Raw genomic sequence first — 23,627 nt, 5'->3', positions numbered from 1 at the left:
TCATGCTAGAGATCACTGCAACAACCGATTGCAATATTCATGCGCTGCGGCCCCGGATCGCACGGTTCCCGCACCCGCGTGCGCCGGCTCAGGAGAAGGCGTCGAGCCCGGTGAGTTCGGCGGAGAGCGTCCAGAGCCGGGACGCGGAGGCGGGGTCGATCGCCCAGGGCTTCACGCCGCCGATGAGCATGTCGTCGGTGGTCGCCATCTCGGCGATGTCGCAGTCCTGGCAGTACGCGCCGCCGTACGCGCCGAGCCGAGGTGCGGTGGCCGCCCAAACGGCCGTCGCCGCCCCTTGGGCGGGCGTCTTGAAGCCGTCCGCCTGGCGGCCGTCCCGGTCGATCCAGCCCAGGGCGATCTGCTCGTCGCGCGGGATACGCCGCTGCAGCGGGGTGAGGATGCTGCCGGGGTGCACCGCGAAGGCGCGCACTCCGTCGCTCGCGCCGAGGGCGTCGAGATGTACGGCGAACAGGGCGTTGGCCGTCTTGGACTGCCCGTACGCGAGCCAGTGATCGTAACCGTCGCGGAAGTGCGGGTCGTCCCAGCGGATGTCCGACAGGAAATGCCCCGCCGAGGCGACGGACACCACGCGTGCCCCCGTGGGCGAGAGGGCCGGGCGCAGGTGGTTGACCAGGGCGTAGTGCCCGAGGTGGTTGATGGCGAAGTGCGCCTCCCACCCTGGGCCTATGTGCTTGTCGGGGTAGGCCATGACGCCCGCGTTGGCGATGACGATGTCGATGAGCCTGCCGGTCTGCAGGAACCGGTCGCTGAACGCTGCGACGCCGGCGAGGTCCGCCAGGTCGAGCCGCCGGACCTCCGTACGCGGGATGCCGCGCAGCGCCTCCTCCGCCACGGCGGGGCGGCGGGCGGGCACGACCACGTGCGCGCCCGCCCGTGCCAGGGCCCGGGTGGCTTCGAGGCCGAGGCCCGAGTAGCCGCCGGTGATGAGAACGGTCTTGCCGGAAAGATCGATGCCGGCCAGGACGTCGTCCGCGGTGCTGTGCGCGCCGAAGCCCGAGCCGATCTTGTGCTGGGTGATCGCCATGCGCCGGAGGCTAGAATCTAGAGTGCGATCTAGGTCAAGCTACGGGCGGTGCGGCGGAGTGGGCGTGAAGGGCGGACTGTCCATCGGAGATGTCGCGAAGGCGACCGGTCTGGGCGTGCACGCGCTGCGGTTCTTCGAGCGCGAGCAGCTCTTTCTCCGTCCGATCCCGCGCACGGCCGGTGGGCGGCGCGTCTACGAGCAGGCAGATGTCGAGTGGCTGCTGCTGTGCAACCGGCTGCGGGAGTCCGGCATGCCCATCGCCACGCTGAAGAGGTTCGCGAAGCTCGTGCGGTCAGGGCCCGGCAATGAGGAGGAGCGGCTCGCGCTGCTGGAAGAGCACGAGCAGGCCGTACGGGAGAAGATCGCCGCGCTGACGGCGAGCTTGGAGATCATTCACGACAAGGTCGTGATCTACCGCAAGCACGTCGAAGAGGGGACCGCGGCCGGGGTTTGGGCGCCGACGCCCTCGGCGTAGCCGCGATCGCAGCCGGGCGAGGAGGCTGCCGGCGGGGCGCGGGCGCACGCGTTCGGCGGGCTGCCGGCGGTGTGCGCATCGGTGCATGCCCGCGCACCGCCTGGTCCCGGTCAGGCGCGGCGTGCCGTCTGCGGGACACATGGCCGTACTGCTTGGCGAATCTCCGGCCGTCCCCATACGGTCGTCGCGTGCCCATGCGTACTGAGGTCTCAAGGGCGAGACCGTGAAACCCGCCCGATCCGCGACGACCACCCCCACCGTCACGAAGAAGATCTGCGCCATCATGGCCACGGCCGCGCTCCTCACGGCGGGCTGCTCCGGCGAGCAGGAACCGCGGGCGACCCCGAGCCCTGGCGCGACATCTCCCACCGGCTCCGCGCCGCCGTCCGGCACGTCACCCGAGGCGGGCACGCTCAGCCCGACGGCCTCCACGACGTCGAGCGGTTCCCCCAGCGCCACCGCGTCGGAGCCCCCCAACCCGGCCCGCGCCGAGGGGGAGATCAGACGCGCCTGGGAGACGTTCTTCGACGAGCGCGGCTCGACCGCGGCCAAGGTGAAGATCGTGGAGAACGGCGAGATGAACGAGCTGATGGTGCAGGCGTTCGCCACGGACGAGCGGTTCGGCCACATGTCGAGCCGGGTCAGGAACGTGCGCTTCGACTCGCCGACGCAGGCCCAGGTGTCGTACGTGCTGCGCCGCGGCGAGCGGACCCTGCTGTCGAGCAGACGGGGCAAGGCGGTGCAGCAGGGCGGCCGGTGGAAGATCGCGTTCCGCACGGTGTGCTCGTGGGCGAAGTACGGCGAGGACGTCCCGAAAGCGCCCACCTGCTGAGCCGCACACGAGAGACGGCCGGACACAAGAAGACGGCCGGACACAAGAAGAGGGCCGGACGCAAGGAGAGGGCCGGACGCAAGGAGAGGGCCGGACGCAAGGAGAGGGCCGGACGCTGTGTGCGTTCGGCCCTCTCGTGTTCTGTCATGTGATCGGTCACCTCGGTGACCTCCGCTCAGCGGCGGCGGCGCCGGCGGCGGGCGCTAGAGCCGGCGTTCCCACCGTTACTGCCCCCACCGGGAAGATCCTTCGGCGGGCGGGCGGCCCCGAAACCCATCAAACCGAGGTAGTGCAGCATCGCCATGACAACCCCCGTTACTTAGCGAAGTGCGGTACTTCGTACTCGCATATTGATGCCAACATTTACGGCAACCCGGCGGTTCGCCGGATCCTTCCCGCGAAACGCCCCCTGGGGGCTTCATCGCCCAACTTTTACCGTCTGGCCTGTGCTTTTATCGGTGCCGGCGCTGTCTGTGGCGGTCGCGCGTACATTGGTGGCTCCGGCATGTCGAAGACGCCGCGGCCGCCCCGACTACCTGGTGAGCGGCGCCGATGGCGGTGCCGCCGTCCGTGCGAAGGAGACGACGTGAAGTTCCTGTTGATCATGCACGTGAACCCGCAGGTCTGGGACGGGCTGACCGAGGAGCAGCGCAACGCGGTGATGAACGGCCACGGCGCGTTCATGGAGACGATCAAGAAGTCCGGCGAGCTGATCGAGACCGCCGCGCTGGGCGATCCGTCGGAGAGCGCCGTGGTCCGCGTCCGCGGTGGCGTCCCGGCCGTGACCGACGGGCCGTACCTGGAGGCCAAGGAGTACTTCGGCGGCTACTACCTGGTCGAGGTCGAAAACCGCGAGCGTGCTCTGGAGCTGGCCGCGCTCATTCCCGACGCGGCGGTCGACGGCCTCGGCATCGAGGTGCGCCCGGTCGTCTTCTCGGCGACGGGCGAGGACTGAGCGGGCGGTGCGTTTCGTCCTGACCCTGCATCGCGAGCCGGAGGAGGGCCTCGGGGACGGGAGATTCCTGGCCGTGACGGGTGAGGCGGGCGAGCTGATCGGCGGGCACGCGCTCGCCGATCCGTCCATCGGTGTCGTCGTACGGGTTCTGGACGGCGTGCCGCGCGTGAGCTGCGGGACGTACGTCCAGGCCCGCCCGCCCGCCGCCGCACAGTACGTGATCGAGTGCGCGGATCGCGAACGCGCCGTGGAGCTGGCCGTACTGCTCCTCGGCGGCCGTGGCGGCGGCGTCGACGTACGGCCGGTGATGACGCCGGACGGCATGGAGATGTGACGACCACCCCCCAGGTCCGACGTGAGGACCTGGGCCGATCGCCGGGGCGGCGCGGTCGCGCGCCGGTGGCCGATGCGCGTGCGACCGCGCCCACCCGCCGATCAGGACCTGGTGAGCCAGGTGACCTGGGAGCCGTTGCTGAAGACCTCCCGGTGCGTCACCGTGAACAGGGTGGGCTGGAAGCCGCCGTTGAACATCGGGATGCCCCCGCCCGCAACCACGGGGTAGCTCTTGACGATGAGCTCGTCGATCTCCGGCAGCAGCGACGAGGCGAGCTTGCCGCCGCCTCCCAGGTAGATGTCGAGGCCGGTGTCCTCGGCCTTCAGCCTGCGTACCAGCTCGATGGGGTCGCCCCGCTCCACCTGGACGGCCGGGTCGTCGATGGTGATCGTGCGGGAGACGACGTACTGGCGCAGGTGCGCGTACGGGCTGGTGGTGGGCACGTTAGTGCGGAAGAATCCTGAGCGGCGACGGGCGCTGATCGACGCGGCCGTCGAGGTGCTCGCCAGAGAGGGAGCGCGCGGGCTGACCTTTCGTGCCGTCGATGCGGGAGCGGGCGTGCCCGTCGGCACCGCGTCCAACTACTTCTCCTCCCGCGACGACCTGTTCACCCAGGTGGGCGGGCGGATCTATGAGCGGCTGCTGCCCGATGAGGCCACCATTGCGCGCAGTCGCGAATCGCTCAACTGGCTCATCGTCGAACGTCTGACTCTGCCCGAGATCTTCACGGAGCAGGAGATCCACGACCTGGTGGACGTTGCGGTCAGGCGGATGCTGAGCGACGACTGACATCTGCTCATCGCCGGCGCGTCGCCCGGCCGCCGCTCTGCCCGTTGGCGGGCCGGCCGTTGTCGCCGGCCCTGTGCACGGCCTACGTGGACGCCTTGGCGTACGTTGCGGCGCCGCCGGCGAAGTCGTACATGATGACCTGTTCGTCGCCTACCACCCAGGCGTCGTGTCCCGGTGGGCAGACGAAGATGTCGCCAGGCCCGATCTCGGCTTCCGTGCCGTCGTCGGCGTGCAGCCGCATCCTGCCCTGCACCACGAACGCGTTGTGGTGCACCTGGCAGGAGTCGGTGCCCGCGATCGGCTTGACGGACTCCGACCAGTGCCAGCCCGGTTCGAACGTGGCGATGCCGAAGGTGCATCCGGACAGGTTGCAGACTTCCAGATGCCCCATGGGGAAGTCGCGGCGTTCGTCCGGCTTGTCGATGTTCTTGACCTCGATCATGACGGTCCCCCCTTCCGTCAACCTCCAGTCTTTCACCGGACGAAACCCCTCACAAGCCGATGAACTGGGCAAATGGCCCGTCATCGGCGGGGCGCCGCTCCCCGCGTGGTGCCGCCCCCAATCGCCCCTCGTGCGGAGCCGCCGCGCAAGCGACGCTGCCGCCCCCGGCGGGGCCGCCCCCTCACGCGAACGCGCCACCCGGGCCGAAGGCCAGGCGGGCGAAGTTCGTCCCGATCCGGCGGTGCCCCTCCTCGCTCGGATGCAGGTCGTCGGGCAGCGGCAGCTCGGCGTGGTCGCGCTCGCCGTAGAGGGAGCGGCCGTCGAGGTAGTGCAGGTGCGGGTCGTCGGCGGCCCGTTCGGCGACGATGCGGGACAGCTCGCCGCGGATGACGTCGAGGGTGAGGCGGCCGGACGCGCGGTCCGCCGGGTCGCCGGTGGGCCGGAAGCGTACGGTGCCGTCCTCGAGCGCGGCCGTCAGCGGCCCCGGCGTGTGCTCCTGGATCGGGCAGAGGATGGCCGATACGACCAGCAGTGGCGTCTCCGGGTGCCCCTCCCTGATCGTGTCGAGGAAGCCGTGCACGGCGGGAACGAAGGCACGCAGCCGCATGGCGTCGGAGTTGACCAGGTTGATGCCGATCTTGACGCTGATGAGGTCCGCCGGGGTGTCCCGCATCGTACGGGCGGTGAACGGATCGAGCAGCGCGCCTCCGCCGAAGCCCAGGTTGACCAGCTCGACCCCGCCGAGAGCGGCGGCCAGGGCGGGCCAGATGGCGGTGGGGTGGGTGGCGTTGGAGCCGTGGCTGATCGAGCTGCCATGGTGCAGCCACACCCGCCGCCCGCCGGAGGGCGCCGGCGAGACCGGCGCGTCGGTACGCAGGGCGCCGAGCTCGGTGGTCTCGTTGTGCGGCAGCCAGATCTCGACGTCCTTGTCACCGGCGGGCAGGCCGGTGAAGCGGGCGGTGCCGGCCGGCCCTTCGCGCAGCTCGACGACCCCGCTTGTCAGGTCGGTGATGCGCACCCGCCCGCCCGGCACCGTGGCCTGGGCGGCGAGCCGCCCGCCGATCACCAGGTCGTACCCGCCGTCCGGCGGCTGCGGCAGCCCGCGGTAGGCGCGCTTGGTGGGCAGCGTGTCCAGCTCGATGACGGTGGCGGCGGTGCGGAAGGTGAGCCGCACGCCGGACGGCTGGCTCTCGGCCATGGCGAGCTGCTCGTCGGGGATCTGCCTGCGCGCCCGCGCGGGCAGCCGGTGGGGGAGCAGCCCGTACGGCGTGCGCTCCACGTCGAGCGCGCCCCGCAGCAGATCCGCGGTCACGGGTGTGGTGATCAGTTCGCTGTTCATCGCCTCGGCCTGGGAGAAGAAGGGAGAAGTTATACCTATTATGCAGCAACTTAAAAGTATTAAGTTCGGCCACGGTGTCGCCGGTCGGCGCCGCGCGGCCGCCTTGTCCGGCGGGTGATCACGTGACCGGTTGACAGGAACCCCCCGCCCCATGAAACTCTCCCGAAACATGAGGCGCGTTCGGTAAACGTTTACAGGAGTGGTCGATGCCCCTGCCCCGATGGATCACCGCCGGCGCGCTCGCCGTCGTCACCGCGCTCAGCCTGAGCGTTCCCGGCCAGACCGATGTGCGGGCCGGCGGGACGATCACGACCGGCGCCGCGCCCTCACCGGCCCTGGGCGAGGACATCGCCTACAACGTCTACCTGCCCGCCGGCTACGACCGGGACAAGGCCCGCCACCCCGTGCTCTACCTGCTGCACGGCCGGGGCGACAGCATGCAGGCGTGGACCCGGGTCAAGACGACCCTCGACGACATGATCAGGACCAAGCGCATCCCGCCCGTCATCGCCGTCATGCCGGACGCCCCCTGGAGCGAGCGCGGAAGCTGGTACGTCGACTCCCGGTACACCGGCGCCGACCTGCCGGGCCGCCCGGTGGAGACGGCGCTGACCAGGGACCTCGTCAAGCACGTGGACGCGACGTACCGGACGGCGCCCATCAGGCAGGCCCGCCTGGTCGGCGGCTACTCGATGGGCGGCGCGGGCGCGCTGCGCTACGCGCTCGCCCATCAGGACCTGTTCGGCGCCGCCGCCGTGCTCAGCCCCGCCGTCTACACGCCGCTGCCGCCGTCCGACTCCTCGGCCCGCGACTACGGCGCGTTCGGCAAGGGCGGCGAGAAGTTCGACGACGAGGTCTACAAGGAGCTCAACTACCCGGCCCTGCTGCCGGATCTCGACCCCGACCTGCCGGTACGGCTGTTCGTGGCGGTCGGCGACGACGAGTACGCCAACCCCGACCCCGCCGACGCCCGCCACGACCTCGACTTCGAGTCCGCCGCGCTCTACAACGCCGCCCGCCGCTCGCCCGCGATCTCCGCGCAGCTCCGGGTGCTGGACGGCGGCCACGACTGGGACGTCTGGACGCCCGCGTTCGAGCAGGCCATGGCCGACCTCGGCCCCGCACTGAGCGTCACCCCGCCGACGGGCCTGCCCGCCCCGCTGCACGGCGGCTCCGGCGTCGACTGGGCGGGCGGCGTCGCCGCCTCCGCCGACGGCACCCTGACCATCGGGTACGCCACCACGGAGAACGGCAACCTGGACGCCGTCGTGAGCAGGATCGGCGGCTGGACGCGCCGCATCTCCACCCCCGCCGACGAGCGCCTGTACGGGGTCGCCGCGCTGCCGGACGGCGGCGTGCTCGCGGCCGGATACACCAAGGGCGACCTGGACGGGAAGCACGCGGGCAACACCGGCGACGACGCGTTCGTGGTCAGGATCGGCGCGGACGGCGAGGTCCGCTGGATCACCCAGTTCGGCGCGCCGGACGCCGCCGACCGCGTCTACGGGCTGGCCGCCGCCCCTGACGGAGGCGCGTACGTCGCCGGCTACACCAAGGGCGCGCTGGACGGCGAGAACGCCGGAGACAAGGACGCCATCGCCGCCCGTATCACGCCCGGCGGCGAGGTGGCGTGGATCCGCCAGTACGGCGGCCCCGGCGAGGACAAGGCCACCGGCGTCGCCGCCGCGCCCGCCGGCCTCTACCTGACCGGCAGCACCTCGGCCGCCATGCCCGGCACGACCGCGCGCGGCGGCATGGACGGCTGGCTGGCCGCCTACACCGCCGACGGCGCCAGGACCTGGGCCGCCACCGAGGGCGGCGCGGGAGACGACCGGCTCAACGCGGTCACCGTCACCACCACCGGCCTGGTCGTCGCCACGGGTGCCGCTTCCGGAGACGCGCTCACCGTCGCCTACACCGACCGGGGAAAGCGCCGCTGGCAGCACTCGCTCGCCACCGCCCAGGCGGACGAGGGCGCCGCGCTGGCCGCGCTGCCCGGCGGCGAGGTCGAGGTGGTCGGCTACACCCGGGGCAAGGTCGGGGTGCCGGCGGGCGGCGCCGACGTGGTGGCGCTCCGCCTGGACGCCAAGGGCGGTCAGCGCGCCGCCGCCCAGCTCGGCACCGCCAGGGACGACGCCGTGGACCCGTTCTCCGAGCCCAACGTCTACGCCGCCGCGGCGGGGGAGGGGAAGGTGGCGATCGCGGGCCTGACGTACGGCACGCCGGAGGGCGGCCGCGCGCTCGGCAACGGCGACGTCTTCCTCGCCACCGTCCAGCACTGAAGCCATGAAACAGGAAGGGATCGTCCGCCGGCGAAGCGGACGATCCCTCCTACAGCGGATCCCTCTCTACGACGGTCAGGCGCCTCTGTCGAGGAAGGTCAGACGCGCCTCCAGAGGGCGGGCACGTTCGGCGGCTCCCAGCCGGTGAGCGAGGTGTGCGCCTGGATGCACTCGTACGTCGCGCCGCCGTACGTCACCCGGTCGCCGACGCCGTACGCATGGTTCGGGCTCCAGGTGCCGCCGGGCTGCGGGTCGGGGTTCGGGTCCGTCGGCGTGGGGCTGGGCTCGGGCTCCGGCTCGGGGCCGGGGCCGGGCGTGCCGCCGCCGCCGAAGTCGATGTCGGAGCAGGTGTAGAAGGCCTCGTTGCTGCCGACCACGCGCTGCCAGATCGAGTAGAGGATGTGCCGGCCGGTGCGCTGCGGCAGGGTGATGGTCCAGTTCGTGAACGTGGTCGGGTTCTGGTTGGTGAACGTCTTGATGTGCACCAGGTCCGACCACTTGAGGGGCATGGTGGGGTTCCAGCCCTCGCGGGTGATGTAGAACTCGAAGTTGCTGTTCGCGTGCGGGGCGGTCGCGTGGTAGGTGAGCGTGAAGTCGCCGGGCCGCACGGGGGTGGCGGGCCAGTCGGCCCGCTGGAGGTCGAGGCCGCGGTACTTGTCGCGGCCCGCGCTGCAGAGCTTGCCGTCGGGGATGAGCTCGCGGTGCCTGCCGCCCGCTTCGAGGAGCGAGACCTCGTTCCAGTCGTAGAACGCCTGGGTGCCGCCGGCGGCGACGGCCGCCTTGCAGGCTTCGGACTTCGGCGACTCCGGGCCTTCGTTCTTGCAGACGTAGACGCGGCTCGGCGGGTTGGACATGGTGCCGTGGGCGTGGGCGGCGGATGCGGGCAGCAGCACCAGCACTCCGGTGGCCGCGGTGACGGTGGCGACGAACGTTCTCTTGCGCACCTGCGCTCCTGGGGGGTGAGGACAGGATTAAAAAGGAAACCTTACTAAGAATTAACGATTTCTGACTGACGCGCAAGCGGTTCCGGTCAATGGACCGGTCCGATCCCCGAACGCAGGAGCGGCCCGCGCCATGATGGCGCGGGCCGCTCGCATCTCTCCCACCGAAGGGGGTGCGGCGAGAGCTATCGGTGAACGCGGATCAGGCCGCGTCCGACCCGGCGTACGGCGAAAGTCCGGTGAACCCGGCTCAAGCCGCGTCCGAGCCCAGGAAGCCCTCCTTCTTCAGCCACTCGGCGCTGACCTTGTCCGGCTCCATGCCCTCGACGTCCACCTGGGCGTTGAGCTGCTGCATGGTGGCGTCGTCCAGCTTGGCGATGACCGGCTGCAGCACCTTCTCCAGCGCCGGGTACTTCTCGAACGTCTCCTGCCGCACCGTCACGGCGGCGTTGTAGATCGGGAAGAACTTCTTGTCGTCCTCCAGCACCGTCAGGCCGAGCGCGGCGATCCGGCCGTCGGTGGTGAACACCTCACCGAAGTTGCAGGTCTGCCCCTTGTCGGTCTCGGTGTAGACCACGCCGGTGTCGAGCAGCTTCACCTGGTTCTTCGGGATCTCCATGCCGTACGCCTTGGACAGGCCGGGCAGGCCGTCGTCACGCGTGGAGAACTCCGTCTCGATGCAGAGCGTGACCTCCTGCGGCTTGGTCTTGAGCAGCTCGGCCACGTCGGAGACGGTCTTGACGCCCAGCTCCTGCGCCTTCTCGGAGCGGATGGCCAGGGCGTAGGTGTTGTTGAGCGGGGTCGGCCCGATCCACTTGATCTTGTTCTTGCTCAGGTCCGCCTCGGCGGTGGCCTTGAACTGCTCGGCCGAGTCCTGGATCGGCTTGGTGTTCTTGAGGAACTCGATCCAGCCCGTACCCGAGTAGTCCCAGTACAGGTCGATCTCGCCGGACTCCAGCGCCTTACGGTTCGGCACGGTGCCGCCGAGGTTCGTCTTGTCCACGATCTCCGCGCCGTGCGCCTTCAGCAGGTGCACCGCGATCTTGCCGAGCATGATGTTCTCGGTGAAGTCCTTGGAGCCGACGACGAACTTGGCGCCCGCCAGCTCGTTGCCGGCGCTTCCCGTTTCGACGGCGTCGGCGCCGCCGCACGCGCTCGCCGACAGGGTCAGCGCCGCGGCGGCGAGAAAGGTGAGGGTCGTCCTGAGGGGACGGAAACGCATGTCGGATACACCTCGTGTGGGGGTTGCTTACGAGTACTGCTTGACGAAACGGGGGGATTTCCAGGGGAAGATCACATGCCGCGCGGCTTGAGCACGTGCTCGGCCAGACCGCCGAGCCAGTCGATGAGGAACGCGATGCACGCGGTGAGCACGCCGCCGACGATGGTGACGGGCATGCGGTTCAGCTTGAGTCCGTTGATGATCAGCTCGCCGAAGCCGCCGGCGGCGACGAACGCGCCGAGCGTGGCCACGCCGACGGTCAGCACGAGCGCGGTACGCAGACCGGCCAGGATCGCCGGCACCGCGAGCTTGAGCTCCACCCGCCACAGCACCTGGCCGCGGGTCATGCCCATGCCCCGCGCGGCCTCGATGAGCGCGGGGTCCACCTGCTGGACGCCGACCATGGTGTTGCGCAGCACCGGCAGCACGGCGTAGGCGACCAGGCCGACCAGCGCGGTCTTGAAGCCGACGCCCATGAGGAACGTGGCGAGCACCAGCAGGCCGATGGCGGGGACGGCCTGGCCCAGGTTGCCCACCGTGAGAATGATCGGGGCGATGAGCTTGTTGCGGGCCCTCGAGGCGACGATGCCGAGCGGGATCGCGATGATCACGACGAGGAACGTCGCGGCGGCCGTCATCTTCAGGTGCTCGACGGCCTTGGTGAGGATGACCGAGGTGTTGAGGCTGCGCTGCTCGATGGAGTCGAGCTCGAGCGTGCCGACCCACGCGTACAGGGCGACGAGCACGACGGCCACGGCGAACGGGGTGAACAGCAGCTGGCGCAGGTGGGGGAAGCGCCGTTCGAGCGGGCGGACCGGCGCCGCCGTGGCGGCGGGCAGCGTCTGGGCGGTCATCGGCCACCTCCGCTCCCCGCGCGCTGTTGTTCCGGTGCGCCGACCGCCGCGCAGAGCGTGGCGTACGTCACCACCCCCGACGGCGTGCTGCACCGGTCGGTGCCGTGGGCCAGCATGAAGTCGAGCGCCTCGCGCAGCGTGGTGCCGGCCGCCACCTGGGGGAGCGCGGGGTCGGGTTCGGGGCTCTCCACCGGCACGTCCTCGACCCGCAGCAGGGCCAGCCGCTTGAGCGTGCCGTCCTGGCCGATGAAGCTGGCCACGTAGTCGTCGGCGGGGCTGGCGAGGATGTTGGCCGGGGTGTCGTACTGGGCGATGTGGGAGCGCTCGCGCAGGATCGCGATGCGGTCGCCCAGCTTGATGGCCTCCTCGAAGTCGTGGGTGACGAAGATGATCGTCTTGCGGAGCTGCTTCTGCAGGCGGACGAACTCGTTCTGCAGGTGCTCGCGGGTGATCGGGTCGGTGGCGCCGAACGGCTCGTCCATGAGCATCACGGGCGGGTCGGCGGCCAGGGCGCGGGCGACGCCGACGCGCTGCTGCTGGCCTCCGGAGAGCTGGCGCGGGTAGCGGTCGCGGAACGCGGACGGCTCCAGGCTGACCAGCGCGAGCAGCTCCTCGACCCGCTCGGCGATCTTGGCCGCGGGCCAGCCGAGCAGCTTGGGCACCAGGCCGATGTTCTGCGCCACGGTCAGGTGGGGGAACAGGCCGACCTGCTGGATGGCGTACCCGACGTGGCGGCGCAGCTCGTCCGGGTTGAGGCTGAGCACGTCCTGGCCGCCGATGCGGATCTCGCCGGACGTCGGCTCGACCAGCCGGTTGATCATCTTCATCGTCGTCGTCTTGCCGCACCCCGACGGCCCCACGAACACCACGAGCTCGCCTGCGGGGATGTCGAGGGTGACGTTGTCGACCGCTGGGGCCTCCTGCCCCGGGTACTGCTTGGTCAGCGAGCGCAGCTCGATGCGCACGCCTTCGGAGTCACGGTCGAACACGAAGCCCCCTCGGGGTGGTCAGTAGGCGGACGGCGAAGAAGAACAGGTCGAACAGCACGGCGACGACCACGACGCCGAGGGTGCCGGCGAGCGTGGCGTTGAGTGAGTTCACCGAGCCGAGCCTGGACAGACCCTCGAAGATCTGGTTGCCGAGGCCGGGGCCGTCGACGAAGGCGGCGATGGCGGCGATGCCGATGAGCATCTGCGCCGAAATCCGCACGCCGGCGAGGATCAGCGGCCAGGCCAGCGGGAGCTGCACCTGGAACAGCACCCGCGTACGGGTCAGGCCCATCCCGCGTCCCGCCTCCACGGTGGCCGCGTCCAGGCCGTTGAGCCCGGTCACGGTGTTGCGGATGATCGGCAGGAACGCGTACACGACGAGCGAGACCAGCGTCGAACCCCAGCCCAGCCCGGTGATCGGGATGAGCAGGGTGAGCAGCGCCAGCGAGGGGATCGTGAGCACCGCCGCCGAGACCGCTATCGAGCTGCCGCGCACTCTCGGCCGGTCGTAGGAGAGGAGTCCGATGCCGACGCCGATCACGGTGGCGATGAGGATCGCGATCCCCACGACCAAAGCATGTTCCGCGGCGGCCAGCGAGAGAGTGTCCCATCGAGAGACCACGTACTCGCCGAAACTCATGAAGTGACCACCTTCGCTTACGCTTGCATGGATTCGCAAACGTATGCGATCTGTTGCGGTGAGCGCAAAATGTGATGCAGTGAGCGCAACACTAGTGCAATGCTTTCGTTACGAACGGACAAGGATGACGGAGAAGCCGCCACTGTCCTCGGCCGGGCTACGCCGGGACCTGGAGATCCTCGAAGTGCTGGCAGGTCATGGGGATGATCGGGACGCCGACGGCTTCGGCGTGAGCTGGATCGCCGAGCGGTTGGGCCGCGAGAAGAGCCAGGTCTCGCGGGCCCTGCGGTCGCTGGAGCTCGAAGGCATGGTCGAGCGGGATCCCCTGACCAGGCGCTATCGCCTGGGGTGGCGGTTGTTCGCGCTGGCCGCCCGCACCCAGCATGCGCGGCTGGTCCGCCTGGCCGCGCCCTACGTGCGGCGCCTGGCCGCCGCGTTCGACGAGGACGCCTACCTGTGCGTGCTGCGCGGCAGCATGGTCCTGACCCTGCTGTCGGTGCCCTCGTCGCGGGCCTACCACCGGGTCTGGGAGGGGGTGTCGGTGCCGGTCATCATGGCCGGGGCGGGGCGTTCGCTGCTGGCTGACTGGGACGACGACCGCGTTCGCGAACTGCTGAAGGCCACCCTGCCGTCGGGGCTGGACAGCGCGGTGAGCAGCGAGGAGCAGTGGCTGGCCGACATCGCGCACGCCCGCTCGGCCGGGTACGCGATCTCCGACACCGAGCTGGACGACAGCGAGATCGCGGTGTCGGCGCCCGTACGCGACCACCGGGGGCTGATCACGGCGGCGCTGAGCGTGTCGGTCACCCGGGCCGCCGGCCGGTCCCGGCTGCACGAGATCGGTGAGATCGTCGCGCAGACGGCGGCGGAGTTCTCGATCGCGCTGGGACACTCGACGTCGAGCCCCCGGCCCGCGGCGGAGCAGCCCCGCCCCCGCAGACCGGGCCGCCCCGCCGCCGCCCGGCCGGACTCCCGCGTCGAGCCCTAGCGGGGCGGCTCAGGCGGCTGCGGCGGGTGCGAGCGGCGGACGCGGCAGCGGACGTGAGGCACGCGCTCGCCCTGGACGACCACATGCGGGTCCATGGGGAGATGCTGCGCGTCCAGCGATCCGATGGGGGCCTCGGGGTGCCGGCCCTCCGGGCGGGGCCGGTGCGCGGCCCCGGCGGTGCGCCGGGGGCCGGCCACCGGCCTTTCCGCCAGCGCGTCGAACACGCGGCGCCGGAATCGACACGCCTCAGAAGATTTGTCTCCGGCCCGTCTCACAGGCCCTTGGCGGCGTAGTCGTAGCGGTCGTTGTAGCGGACGTACGCCTTCTTGCCCTCGAAGAGCTGGAACGGGTCCGGCTGCCACTTCTTCTTGTCCTTGAGGAAGTAGTTGTTGCGCTCGCAGTTGCCGCGCGCCCAGAACGACGAGATCTTGTCCCGCCAGTAGCGGGTGAACTCGAACTTCTTGCATCGCGCCGGTGACGAACGCCACTTCGCCATGGCGCCGCGCCAGTTGCTGTGCTCGTACACGCAGTACCAGCCGCTCGGGCAGGACGCCGCCGTGGCCGACAGCAGCAGCCGCACCGAGCCGCCCTCCCAGGCGATCTCGTTGTTGCTGATCTTCGTGCCGTGCGGGATCGCCGCCAGGTACGCGTTGATCCGCGCGGCGTTGGCCGCCGCCTGGGCCGGGGCGGCGTTGAGCCCGCCCGCCACGACGGCGCCCGCGGCGATCACCGCGCCGGCCCGTACCAGCGTGCGCCGTGCCCGGCCGGTGCCGCGTCCGAGAACGCTCATATCGTCTCCCCCTTTTCGAAGTGGATCACGGTGTCGATCCGTCGGGGGAGACGCTAGGAGGCGCCGTGTTGAGCCTGTGTTGAGCCCGTGTTGAGCTGATGGCGGGACCTGCGGCGTTCTCCCTGCGAAGGCGGCCGATGCGGTCTATGTTGATCACTGAAACGTGAAAAATGTTACTGATGGGGAGTCGTGATGGGGGAGGAGCGCCGAAGGGCGGACCGCGCCGCGCCGGCCGAGCGGATGGACACCTCCGTGCCGCACCCCGCCAGGGTCTGGAACTACTGGCTCGGCGGCAAGGACAACTACGCCCCCGACCGCCAGGTCGGCGACGAGATCGTGGAGGTGATGCCGGACCTGCCGGTCAACGCGCGCGCGGAACGCGAGTTCATCGGCCGCGTCGTGCGCCACCTGGCCGGTGAGTGCGGCGTCGACCAGTTCCTCGACGTCGGCACCGGCATCCCCACCGCCGACAACACGCACGAGGTGGCCCAGCGGGTGAACCCCAAGGCCAGGATCGTGTACGTCGACAACGACCCGATCGTGCTGGCCCACGCGCGGGCGCTGCTGGTGGGCACCGAGGAGGGCGCGACCGACTACCTCGACGCCGACCTGCGCGAACCCGAGCCGATCCTGCGCGACGCGGCCCGCACGCTTGACTTCTCCCGCCCGGTCGCGCTGCTGCTGATGGGCGTGCTGGAGTTCGTGCCGGACGCCGAGCCGGCCCACCGCTCGGTCCGCACGCTCGTGGACGCGCTCCCGTCCGGCAGCTACCTCGCGATCGCGCACAGCGTGCACAGCCCGTCGATGGACAAGGCCGCCGCCGCGTGGAACGCCAGCGGCGCCACCCCGTTGACGCTGCGCACGGAGGAGGAGCTGCGCGCCTTCTTCGACGGGTTCGAGCTGCTGGAGCCCGGCGTCGTCTCGCTGCCGAAGTGGCGTCCCGATCCGCAGACCAGCTTCCAAGACCGCGAGGTGTTCCAGTACGGCGGTCTCGGCCGCAAGCCCTGACCCGGCTCGCCGTGTCAGACCCGCTTGGTGAGACGCTGAGCGTCAGACCCTGCTTGGTGGGACGCTGAGCGGTCAGACGCTGCGCAGCACCGACACCACGATGCCCAGCACCGTGGCCTCGTCGCCGTCGATCACCTCGTACGCCGGGTTGCGCGGCTCGAGGTAGACGTGCCCGCCCCGGCGGCGGAACACCTTGACGGTGGCCTCGCCGTCGATCATCGCGGCGACGATCTGCCCCGAGTGCGCCTCGGGCTGCTGCCGCACGATGACGATGTCGCCGTCGCAGATCGCCGCCTCGATCATCGAGTCGCCGCGCACCCGCAGCGCGAACACCGTGCCCCGCCCCGTCAGGTCGCGCGGCAGCGTCAGCGCCTCGTCCATCACCTCATCGGCCGGGATGGGAACGCCCGCCGCGATGTCGCCCACCACGGGCACGCTCACCAGGTCGGCGCTCGGCTCGGCGGACTCGGGGCGCAGGAACGACCGCACGTCGATCGGCCGCGTCATCGTCGAGCTCCGGCGCAGCAGCCCCTGGTCCTCCAGCGCCTTGAGGTGCTTCGACACCGACGAGGCCGAGCGCAGCCCCACCGCCTTGGCGATCTCGCGCGTGCTCGGCGGGTAGCCGTATCTGACCACGTGGTCCCTGATCGTGGCCAGGATGTGCTGCTGCCGCCGGGGCAGCGATTGGAGGTCGAGGTATTCGAACGCGTCGGGGCCGCCGTAGGTGCTCACCGGCGACATGCTAGAGCCTGCCGCACCGCGGCGTGGTCATCGCGGCGTCAGGCTCCGGAAAGGGCCTGTCGCCTACGGCCCTGCCTTCGTACTCTCAGGGCGTGGAAGGAGGCGGGCATGACGGAGGCAGCGGGCGGCGAGGCGGCGTGGGAGTCGGCGTGGAAGGTGCTCGCGCCGGTGACGGACCTGGTCACGCCCATGGCGGTACGCGTGGCGGCCACCCTGCGCCTGACCGACCTCATCGGCGGCGACCGCGTACCGGTGCAGGAGCTGGCCCGGCGCAGCGGCACGAACGCCGACGCGCTGGACCGGCTGCTGCGCCACCTGACCCATCAAGGCGTCTACACCGAGCCCGAGCCGGGCGTGTTCGCGGTGAACGAGCCCGCGGCGCTTCTGGCCTCCGGCCATCCCTCGGGGATGCGGGCCCGCCTCGACCTCGACGGCTTCGGCGGACGCATGGACCTCGCCTGCACCGGGCTGCTGCACACCGTACGGACCGGGGAGCCCGCCTGGGAGACGGTCTTCGGGCTGTCCATCTGGTCGCACCTTGCCTCCGACGAGCACCTGGGCGCGACGTTCGACGCCATGATGGCCGACGGCTCCGACTACCTGGCCGACGCCGCCGCCGGCTTCGACTGGTCCGGCGTACGGCACGTCGCCGACGTCGGCGGCGGCACCGGCGTCCTGCTCGCCGAGCTGCTGCGGGCACACCCCGGCCTGCGCGGCACCCTCGTGGACCTGCCGGACACGGCCGAGCGCGGCCGCCGGTTCCTGGCCGATCGCGGACTGGACGATCGCTGCTCCTTCGCCGGGCAGAGCTTCTTCGACCCGCTGCCCGCCGGAGCCGACGTCTACGTGCTCCGCCGCGTGATCCACGACTGGGACGACGGCTCCGCCGTACGCATCCTGCGCCGCTGCGCCGAGGCGGCCGGCCCGCGCGGCCGGATCGTCGTGATCGAGTTTCATGGCGGTACGGACGCCGCGCCGGCGATGCGCGCCGAGATGGACCTGCGCATGCTGGTCATCAATGGAGGTCGCGAGCGCACCCTGGAGCAGTACCGGGCCCTCGCGGACGCCGCGTCGCTGGAGGTGACCGGCACGCACATGACCCCGCTCGGCCACCTCGTACTCACCTGCACCCCGGCCGCCGCTTGAACCGCCACCGGGGTACGCGCCGTAGGCCGGACCCTCACCTGCCCACCGACCGGGACCCGCTGAAACCGCGCCACGTCGGGCAGGACCCCGCTCGCCGCCACGTCGGGCGGGACCCAGCTGGCCGCTGGGTCGGGCGGGACCCAGCTGGCCGCTAGGTCGGGCAGGACCCCGCTCGCCGGTCGCCGCCGCGTACGCCGTGACCGGCGGGCGGGCGCCAGTCGGAGCGCCGGGGCCGGATCGCCCCGCGCAGGTACAGGGCGTTGGCGGCCCGCCGCGCGAGGATGTCGAGGTGCGCGTCGAGCAGCGGCACCCGGGTGTCGGCCAGCTCGGTGCGTATCACCTGTACGAGGTGGTCGAGCAGCGGCAGCTCGGCCGGGTCGGCGGGCCGCTCGGGCGCGATCTCGCCACGGTGCAGTCCTGGCCGCCGGGGATCCTCCGGCTCCCCGCAGACGCGGCACTCCTCCTCGGCGTCGGGGTCGCCGGGGTCCTTCCAGGCGACGTAACGATGAGGCTGGACATGTGTCTCGTACATGACAATCACCTCGTACCCAGCCTAAAAGCCCCCTCTCCGCCCGGCCAGCACCGCAGCAGCCCCGGACGCCGGGATCGGGTCAGTCGCCCCCGTCGCCTCCATCGCCGCCGAAGCCGCCGCCTCCGCCTCCGCCCCCGTAGCTCGCGCCACCGCCGCCGTAGTCACTGCTCCTGCGACCGGAGTCAGCCGGGGTCAGGACGACAGCGAGCAGGAAAGCGAGGATGACGAAGACCACTCCCGCGAAATCGGAGTCCGGGTGTCCGATTCCGTAAAGGAAGTCGAAGAACATCAGCGGCACGATCAGCATCCACAGGTCCTTGCGCACGGCGACCTCCTCGGCCTGACGGGGGTTCCTCCTCGCCCTGGGCGGGGACGCAGGAGGGCCGGGACAGCCTGCGGGGAGGAGCCGCAGGCGGACGCGAAGTCTCCGATGAGCAGTTTTCCCACATGAGGGAGCGGCAACCGCCGGCAGCGCCAGGGTGAGGGGGCGGCGGGGCGAGCCGCGAGGGCGGGTCCCCGGAGCGGGTCAGGGCTTGGGGAGGCGGATCGACATGGCGTGGCGGAAGACGTCGCGCGGATCCCAGCGCGCCTTCACCCGCTGCAACCGGGCGTAGTTCCCGCCGTAGTAGAGGGTCGTCCACGGGACGCCGGAGGTGTTCCACTTCGGGTCGGCGTGGTCGATGTCGGGGTAGTTGATGTACGCGCCGCCGCAGTTCCCGCCCGGCACCGGCACGCCTCCGGTGGTCGCGTACAGGTCCCGGTGCAGCTCCCGCACCCACTGGAGCTGGGCGGCGCCGTCCTGGCCGTCCTGCCAGGAGGACAGGCAGATGACCTTGAGAATGGAGTCGCGCTCGGCGGTGGCGGTGGCGGCGGACGGCACGGTGTTGACCTGCCCGCCGTACGAGATGGCCCACAGCGTCCGCGGCATGGAGGCGGGCCTGCTGAGGTGGTCGTAGGCGACGTCGATCTGCCGGTCGGTGAAGCGCTTGCGCAGGTAGCTGGACTTGACCTTGAAGTGGCTGGACTGCTCGGCCTCGCTGAGCGCGAACGAGCGCACCGCGTGGTACCACGGCTGCCGCTCGATCGGCAGGACCGTCATATCCGGCTTGACCCCTTCGGCCACGGCGGCGAAGAACGCCCGCATCTTCTTCTCGGCGTCGGGGACGGTGGCGTCCATCTGGCAGGCCAGCGTGATGCCGCCGGGGTCGGCCGCGTCGCTCTTGCCGTTGAGCATGAGCACGCCGAACAGCGAGGCGTACGGGGAGCCGGGATCGCTGTTGCGCTCGTGCCACTCGCCATGGTTGCGGACCAGCCTGCGGAACGACTCCTTCGTCATGCCCTTCCACGGCCAGTACGCGACGCCGGTGAGCAGCGCGGCGGGCGGCTTGGGCAGCAGCGTGGCGGGGTCGTTGCCCTTGACCTTCGGATCGCGCAGCCAGTAGCGGGTGACGATGCCGAAGTTGCCGCCCCCGGCTCCGGTGTGCGCCCACCACAGGTCGTGATGGGGGTCGCGCGGGTCGCGGGTGGCGACGACCGCGCGGGCCCGGCCCGACCGGTCCACCACCACGACCTCCACGGCGTGCAGGTAATCGACGGTGAGCCCGTACTTGCGGGACAGGGCGCCGTACCCGCCGCCCACGATGTGACCGCCGGCCGCCACGGTGCCGCACTGGCCGCCGGGCAGCGTCACGCCCCAGCCGAGGTGGAGCGTCCGGTACGCGTCCATCAGCGTCGCCCCTGGCTCGACGGCGAACGCGCCGCGCCGCTCGTCGAAGTACACCTTGTTCATCTCGCACATGTCGATGACGACCTGCGCGCCGTCGCCGACGAAGTTCTCGTAGCAGTGGCCGCCGCTGCGCACCGTCACCCGCTTGCCCGCGCGTACCGCGTCCCCGACGGCCTTGACCACCTGCTCGGTGGAGGTGACCACGTGGAAGTACTCGGGTTGGGGGCGGAAGCGCTGGTTCATGCCGCGCACGACGAGGTCCGTGTATCGCGGGTCCGGCTTCCCGACGCGGACGAGGCCGGGGTCCTTCCCCGTGGCGGTCGTGGCGGCGGCGGGCAGCGCCGGAAGCAGGCCCGCGGTGGCGGCCCCGCCGAGCACGGTCGTGCCGCCGAGCAGTCGCCGGCGCGTGACGTCACTCATATCTGCGACTCCTAGTGGTGAGGTGATCTCTCAGTGCCTCACCGACGCTAGGAGCGGCCCGCCGGCCGGGGAATGCACCTAAGTACACCCCCGGGCGTGCCTGATTGCACTCTTCCGCGGGTGCCTTGATGCAGGCGGCCGGGTGTAAGCGGTGTCTTGATGCGGGTGGCCGGTTGATACGCGGCGTCCTGGCGCAGGTGGCCGGTTGATACGCGGCGCCTTGACGCAGGTGGTCGGTCCCGGGCGGCGGGGGAGGAACGCGGGTGATCAGTCTTGGGCGGCGGGGGAGCGGCGGCGGCGTCCGCTGCGGCGCGGCGCGGGTTCGGCACCGGCGAGCAGCGCCAGCCGCCGCGCCTCGCCCTGCTCCTCCACCTGGAGCACGACCTGGCGCAGCCCGTCGGCCAGCGCCCGGCAGGTCTCGCCGTCGAGCCGGGAGGTGACGAACACCTCCTCGGCGTTGAAGGCGGGCAGCGACCGCCGCATGAACTCCTCGCCCGCGGCGGTCAGCCGGCAGAGCACGAGCCTGCCGTCGGTGGGATGGCGCAGCCGCCGGGCCAGCCCGCGCGACTCCAGCGTGCGCAGGACGCCGGTCAGCGTGCCCTTGGAGATGCCGGCCTCCTGGGCGACGTGGCGGCTCTCCGGCTCGCCCCACAGCCAGATCACCCACAGCACCACGAACGCGGTCCAGGTGAGATCGCCGCTGCCGCGCAGGACGGCGTTCTCCAGGTGCTGGCGTACGGCGGCCGCGGCGCGGTAGATGTTCGCCACCACGGCCATGCGCTCGCGGTCGATCGGCATGTCGCCGAGCCTGGCCTCGACCAGCTTCTCCGCCTCGGTGATCGACCGTTGCCCGGGCACGCGGCCCTCCCTATCGCCTGCGAGCGGAAATCCGGCTTCCGAAGTATAGGTCCAGCTTCAAGCCTTGCCCGTTCTGCCCGATTTCGCGGATCGCCGAACCGTTACGGCACTTCCAACGTCTTCAAGTAGAACGGGGGCTTATCGGAGTGAAAGGTGGACCGGACGAACATGATCATGCCGGAGACCGTGCTGGCGGGCCGCTACCGCTTGCTGTCGCGGCTGGGCAGCGGGGGACACGGCGAGGTCTGGCGGGCCCGGGACATCCTGCTCGATCGCGTCGTGGCGGTGAAGACCGTGCGGTCGGGGCTCGACGGCGACGCGGTGGCCCGCTTCCACGCCGAGGCCAGGGCGATGGCCACCGTCGAGCATCCCGGAGTGGTGGGGGTGTTCGACTACGGGATCGCCGACGTGGACGGGCGGCGCACGCCGTACCTGGTGATGAAATACCTCGACGGCGAGCCGCTGCACCTGCTGCTCGAGCGCAGGGGGCGCATCTCGGCGGGTGCGACGCTCGACCTCGTCGCCCAGACCGCCGAGGCGCTGCAGGCCGCGCACGACAACGGCGTGGTGCACCGGGACGTCAAACCGGCCAACCTCATCGTCAAGGCCGACGGCAGCGTCGTGCTGACCGACTTCGGCATCGCCCGCGCCGCCGAGGGGCACAAGCTGACCGCCTCCGGCATCGTGCTGGGCACCGCCACCTACTGCGCGCCCGAGCAGGCCGAAGGCGCAGAGCCGAGCGCCGCCATGGACGTGTACGCGCTGGGCGTGGTCGCGTACGAGTGCCTGGCGGGACGGCCGCCGTTCCGCGGCGAGAACGCGGTCGCGATCGCGCTCCAGCACGTCCATGACCCGCCGCCGCCGCTGCCCGGCGACGTGCCCGCGGCGGTCGCGGAGGTCGTGATGCGCGCCCTGGCCAAGGACCCGGCGGCCCGCTGGCCCAGCGCCGCCGCCATGGCCGCGGCGGCCCGCGCCCTGTCCGCCCAGGTGAGCGGCGACTCGCCGCTGACCGACGGCTTCCCCGTCCCCGGCCAGCGCACGGAGACCGCGTCAGCGGCGAGCCCGCGCGACGGCGCCCCTGAGACGGCCGCACGCCCGGCGGAGCCGCAGGGCGGCGCCCCGGACCGGGCGGCCGGGACACGCGGCGGTGCGGGCGCGGCCAGGGGCCCGGCGGGACCGCGCGGCGGAGGCGCGGAGCCGGCGGGGAGAGCGGCCGACGGGACGACCCGCGCCCGGGCCAGGAGCCGTGAGCGGGCAGGAAGCCGGAAGCGGGCGGCGGCCACCGCGGGCGCGCTGGCCGGCGCCGCGATCGCGGCCGCCGCCGCGTGGGCGCTGCTGCCGGACGACGCGCGTACGCGGGCGCAGGCCGGAGCCGAGGTGACGGCGGAGGCGTCCCGCCCGGCCGACCCCACGCCCGACTTCGTGACGAACACGAAGGAGCCCGAGCCGAGCGAGACCCCGAAGACCTCGCGGACCACCACGTCCCCGTCCCCTGAGCCCGCCGACCCCACGCCCACCCCGACGGAGGGCGCGATCGTGGGCGGCATCCGGTACGCGGGCGCGTCCGCGCCCAAGGAGTACCAGCCCGGCCTGGTCGAGGTCTTCAACGACAAGGGCAAGCGCGTGACCGGCCGGCGCGCCGACCGCGACGGCTATCGCTTCTCGCTGCTCCCCGGCGGATACCGCCTCCAGACGCTGCTCGGCGGCACCAAGTGCTGGACGCTCGCCAAGGTCAAGGCGGACGAGACCACCAAGGCCGACCTGACCTGCCGCATGCCGAAGCCGGAGGAGCCGCCGTTCCTGGGCGCCGCCGTGCGCGACGCGGCCGGTGACGCCAGGCCGGGCGGTCCAGGTGCGGGCACGCCGCCCGCGTACGCGGACCTGACGGCGGCGGTGGCCAAGGGCGGCGAGGACAGCGTGCGGCTGGAGTGGCTCACCGGCGGTGCCGTCCCGGCCGAGCCTCCGGCGGAGGGCGCCGGGGAGAGCCGCTGGACCGCCACGTTCACCCAGTCGGGGGAGAGCGCGACGGTGATGCTCACGGGTGCCAAGGGCGCGTGGACCGTCGTGGCGTTCGGCAAGGAGGTGACCGCCAAGCCGGCGTTCGCGGGGACGGGCGTCGCGGTCACGCTCGACCGGGCGACGCTGGAGTCCGCGCCGATCGATCTCACCAAGCCGTACGAGGTGAGCGCCACCGCCACCGTGACCGTGGGCGCGCACACCTGGACGGACGCCGCCCCCTGATCGACACCGCCCCCTGATCGACACCGCCCTCTGATCGA

Annotated in this window: 24 protein-coding genes and 1 pseudogene; 10 read left to right on the top strand and 15 right to left on the bottom strand. The window is 71.5% G+C overall.

Annotated features, from left to right (window positions below; translation table 11 throughout):
- Positions 1–88 precede the first annotated feature (88 nt).
- Positions 89–1,045 carry an SDR family NAD(P)-dependent oxidoreductase gene (locus AB0K67_RS25875; RefSeq protein ID WP_364065072.1) on the bottom strand — a complete coding sequence of 319 codons (957 nt, stop codon included), beginning with the start codon at positions 1,043–1,045 and terminating at the stop codon, positions 89–91.
- A 64-nt stretch (positions 1,046–1,109) separates the two neighbouring features.
- Between AB0K67_RS25875 and AB0K67_RS25870 the strand changes: the two genes are divergently transcribed.
- The 4 genes from AB0K67_RS25870 (at position 1,110) to AB0K67_RS25855 (ending at position 3,641) form a co-directional block, all read left to right on the top strand.
- Positions 1,110–1,520 (top strand): MerR family transcriptional regulator, encoded by a 411-nt coding sequence (locus tag AB0K67_RS25870; protein ID WP_364065069.1) that lies wholly within the window; start codon positions 1,110–1,112, stop codon positions 1,518–1,520.
- A 223-nt stretch (positions 1,521–1,743) separates the two neighbouring features.
- Complete coding sequence (locus tag AB0K67_RS25865) at positions 1,744–2,352, top strand: hypothetical protein (protein ID WP_364065067.1); 609 nt, start codon at positions 1,744–1,746, stop codon at positions 2,350–2,352.
- Between the two features lie 586 nt (positions 2,353–2,938).
- Complete coding sequence (locus AB0K67_RS25860) at positions 2,939–3,307, top strand: YciI family protein (RefSeq protein ID WP_364065065.1); 369 nt, start codon at positions 2,939–2,941, stop codon at positions 3,305–3,307.
- A 7-nt stretch (positions 3,308–3,314) separates the two neighbouring features.
- The gene (locus AB0K67_RS25855; protein WP_364065063.1) at positions 3,315–3,641 is read left to right on the top strand and encodes a hypothetical protein; all 327 of its coding nucleotides are present in this window, start codon (positions 3,315–3,317) and stop codon (positions 3,639–3,641) included.
- Positions 3,642–3,742: 101 nt separating this feature from the next.
- On the opposite strand, the pseudogene AB0K67_RS25850 reads toward AB0K67_RS25855, so the two are convergent.
- Positions 3,743–4,075: pseudogene (locus tag AB0K67_RS25850) on the bottom strand (dihydrofolate reductase family protein); the annotation flags it as partial.
- A 13-nt stretch (positions 4,076–4,088) separates the two neighbouring features.
- On the opposite strand from AB0K67_RS25850, the gene AB0K67_RS25845 reads away from it, so the two are divergent.
- Complete coding sequence (locus AB0K67_RS25845; RefSeq protein WP_364065062.1) at positions 4,089–4,430, top strand: TetR family transcriptional regulator; 342 nt, start codon at positions 4,089–4,091, stop codon at positions 4,428–4,430.
- 82 nt (positions 4,431–4,512) lie between these two features.
- Here AB0K67_RS25845 and AB0K67_RS25840 read toward each other — a convergent pair whose 3' ends face one another.
- Positions 4,513–4,872 carry a cupin domain-containing protein gene (locus AB0K67_RS25840; protein WP_364065060.1) on the bottom strand — a complete coding sequence of 120 codons (360 nt, stop codon included), beginning with the start codon at positions 4,870–4,872 and terminating at the stop codon, positions 4,513–4,515.
- 181 nt (positions 4,873–5,053) lie between these two features.
- Complete coding sequence (locus AB0K67_RS25835; protein ID WP_364065058.1) at positions 5,054–6,211, bottom strand: GDSL-type esterase/lipase family protein; 1,158 nt, start codon at positions 6,209–6,211, stop codon at positions 5,054–5,056.
- Between the two features lie 206 nt (positions 6,212–6,417).
- Here AB0K67_RS25835 and AB0K67_RS25830 point away from each other — a divergent pair, with 206 nt between their 5' ends.
- Positions 6,418–8,493 (top strand): alpha/beta hydrolase-fold protein, encoded by a 2,076-nt coding sequence (locus tag AB0K67_RS25830; protein ID WP_364065055.1) that lies wholly within the window; start codon positions 6,418–6,420, stop codon positions 8,491–8,493.
- A 98-nt stretch (positions 8,494–8,591) separates the two neighbouring features.
- Here AB0K67_RS25830 and AB0K67_RS25825 read toward each other — a convergent pair whose 3' ends face one another.
- From AB0K67_RS25825 to AB0K67_RS25805, 5 genes are all read right to left on the bottom strand, one after another.
- Positions 8,592–9,437 carry a lytic polysaccharide monooxygenase gene (locus AB0K67_RS25825; RefSeq protein ID WP_364065052.1) on the bottom strand — a complete coding sequence of 282 codons (846 nt, stop codon included), beginning with the start codon at positions 9,435–9,437 and terminating at the stop codon, positions 8,592–8,594.
- A 247-nt stretch (positions 9,438–9,684) separates the two neighbouring features.
- Entirely contained in the window at positions 9,685–10,656 is a 972-nt protein-coding gene (locus AB0K67_RS25820; protein ID WP_364065049.1) for a glycine betaine ABC transporter substrate-binding protein, read from the bottom strand.
- Between the two features lie 71 nt (positions 10,657–10,727).
- Complete coding sequence (locus AB0K67_RS25815) at positions 10,728–11,510, bottom strand: ABC transporter permease (RefSeq protein WP_364065046.1); 783 nt, start codon at positions 11,508–11,510, stop codon at positions 10,728–10,730.
- The gene (locus tag AB0K67_RS25810; protein ID WP_364065043.1) at positions 11,507–12,499 is read right to left on the bottom strand and encodes an ATP-binding cassette domain-containing protein; all 993 of its coding nucleotides are present in this window, start codon (positions 12,497–12,499) and stop codon (positions 11,507–11,509) included. The genes AB0K67_RS25815 and AB0K67_RS25810 overlap by 4 nt, the downstream gene beginning before the upstream one ends.
- Entirely contained in the window at positions 12,486–13,139 is a 654-nt protein-coding gene (locus AB0K67_RS25805) for an ABC transporter permease (RefSeq protein ID WP_364065040.1), read from the bottom strand. Before AB0K67_RS25805 ends, AB0K67_RS25810 begins: the two co-directional genes overlap by 14 nt.
- A 124-nt stretch (positions 13,140–13,263) precedes the next feature.
- On the opposite strand from AB0K67_RS25805, the gene AB0K67_RS25800 reads away from it, so the two are divergent.
- Positions 13,264–14,127: an IclR family transcriptional regulator gene (locus AB0K67_RS25800; protein ID WP_364065037.1), complete on the top strand. Its 864-nt coding sequence runs from the start codon at positions 13,264–13,266 to the stop codon at positions 14,125–14,127.
- A gap of 271 nt (positions 14,128–14,398) precedes the next feature.
- Here the strand turns inward: AB0K67_RS25800 and AB0K67_RS25795 are convergent, their stop codons facing one another.
- Positions 14,399–14,917 carry a peptidase inhibitor family I36 protein gene (locus AB0K67_RS25795; protein ID WP_364065034.1) on the bottom strand — a complete coding sequence of 173 codons (519 nt, stop codon included), beginning with the start codon at positions 14,915–14,917 and terminating at the stop codon, positions 14,399–14,401.
- A 192-nt stretch (positions 14,918–15,109) separates the two neighbouring features.
- On the opposite strand from AB0K67_RS25795, the gene AB0K67_RS25790 reads away from it, so the two are divergent.
- Positions 15,110–15,925, top strand: coding sequence for an SAM-dependent methyltransferase (locus tag AB0K67_RS25790; protein ID WP_364065031.1), 816 nt, complete (start codon positions 15,110–15,112; stop codon positions 15,923–15,925).
- 72 nt (positions 15,926–15,997) lie between these two features.
- Here the strand turns inward: AB0K67_RS25790 and lexA are convergent, their stop codons facing one another.
- Positions 15,998–16,666, bottom strand: coding sequence for a transcriptional repressor LexA (gene lexA, locus AB0K67_RS25785; protein WP_364065029.1), 669 nt, complete (start codon positions 16,664–16,666; stop codon positions 15,998–16,000).
- A gap of 108 nt (positions 16,667–16,774) precedes the next feature.
- On the opposite strand from lexA, the gene AB0K67_RS25780 reads away from it, so the two are divergent.
- A complete protein-coding gene (locus AB0K67_RS25780; RefSeq protein WP_364065026.1) occupies positions 16,775–17,812 on the top strand; it encodes a methyltransferase in 1,038 nt (345 codons plus the stop codon).
- A 151-nt stretch (positions 17,813–17,963) separates the two neighbouring features.
- Here the strand turns inward: AB0K67_RS25780 and AB0K67_RS25775 are convergent, their stop codons facing one another.
- The 4 genes from AB0K67_RS25775 to AB0K67_RS25760 all read right to left on the bottom strand — a co-directional run bounded on the left by AB0K67_RS25775 (position 17,964) and on the right by AB0K67_RS25760 (position 21,348).
- Positions 17,964–18,344: a hypothetical protein gene (locus AB0K67_RS25775; RefSeq protein WP_364065023.1), complete on the bottom strand. Its 381-nt coding sequence runs from the start codon at positions 18,342–18,344 to the stop codon at positions 17,964–17,966.
- Between the two features lie 79 nt (positions 18,345–18,423).
- On the bottom strand, positions 18,424–18,669 hold the full coding sequence (locus tag AB0K67_RS25770; RefSeq protein WP_364065019.1) for a hypothetical protein: 246 nt from the start codon (positions 18,667–18,669) through the stop codon (positions 18,424–18,426).
- Positions 18,670–18,870: 201 nt separating this feature from the next.
- Positions 18,871–20,490: an FAD-binding oxidoreductase gene (locus AB0K67_RS25765; protein WP_364065016.1), complete on the bottom strand. Its 1,620-nt coding sequence runs from the start codon at positions 20,488–20,490 to the stop codon at positions 18,871–18,873.
- Positions 20,491–20,757: 267 nt separating this feature from the next.
- A complete protein-coding gene (locus AB0K67_RS25760; RefSeq protein ID WP_364065014.1) occupies positions 20,758–21,348 on the bottom strand; it encodes a MarR family transcriptional regulator in 591 nt (196 codons plus the stop codon).
- Positions 21,349–21,501: 153 nt separating this feature from the next.
- Between AB0K67_RS25760 and AB0K67_RS25755 the strand changes: the two genes are divergently transcribed.
- Positions 21,502–23,589 (top strand): serine/threonine-protein kinase, encoded by a 2,088-nt coding sequence (locus tag AB0K67_RS25755; protein WP_364065011.1) that lies wholly within the window; start codon positions 21,502–21,504, stop codon positions 23,587–23,589.
- Positions 23,590–23,627: the final 38 nt, after the last annotated feature.

Origin of the sequence: Nonomuraea sp. NPDC052634 (genome assembly GCF_040678535.1) — a bacterium.
Classification (GTDB): Bacteria; Actinomycetota; Actinomycetes; order Streptosporangiales; family Streptosporangiaceae; genus Nonomuraea; species Nonomuraea fastidiosa.
This window is presented reverse-complemented; position numbering and strand designations above follow the sequence as displayed.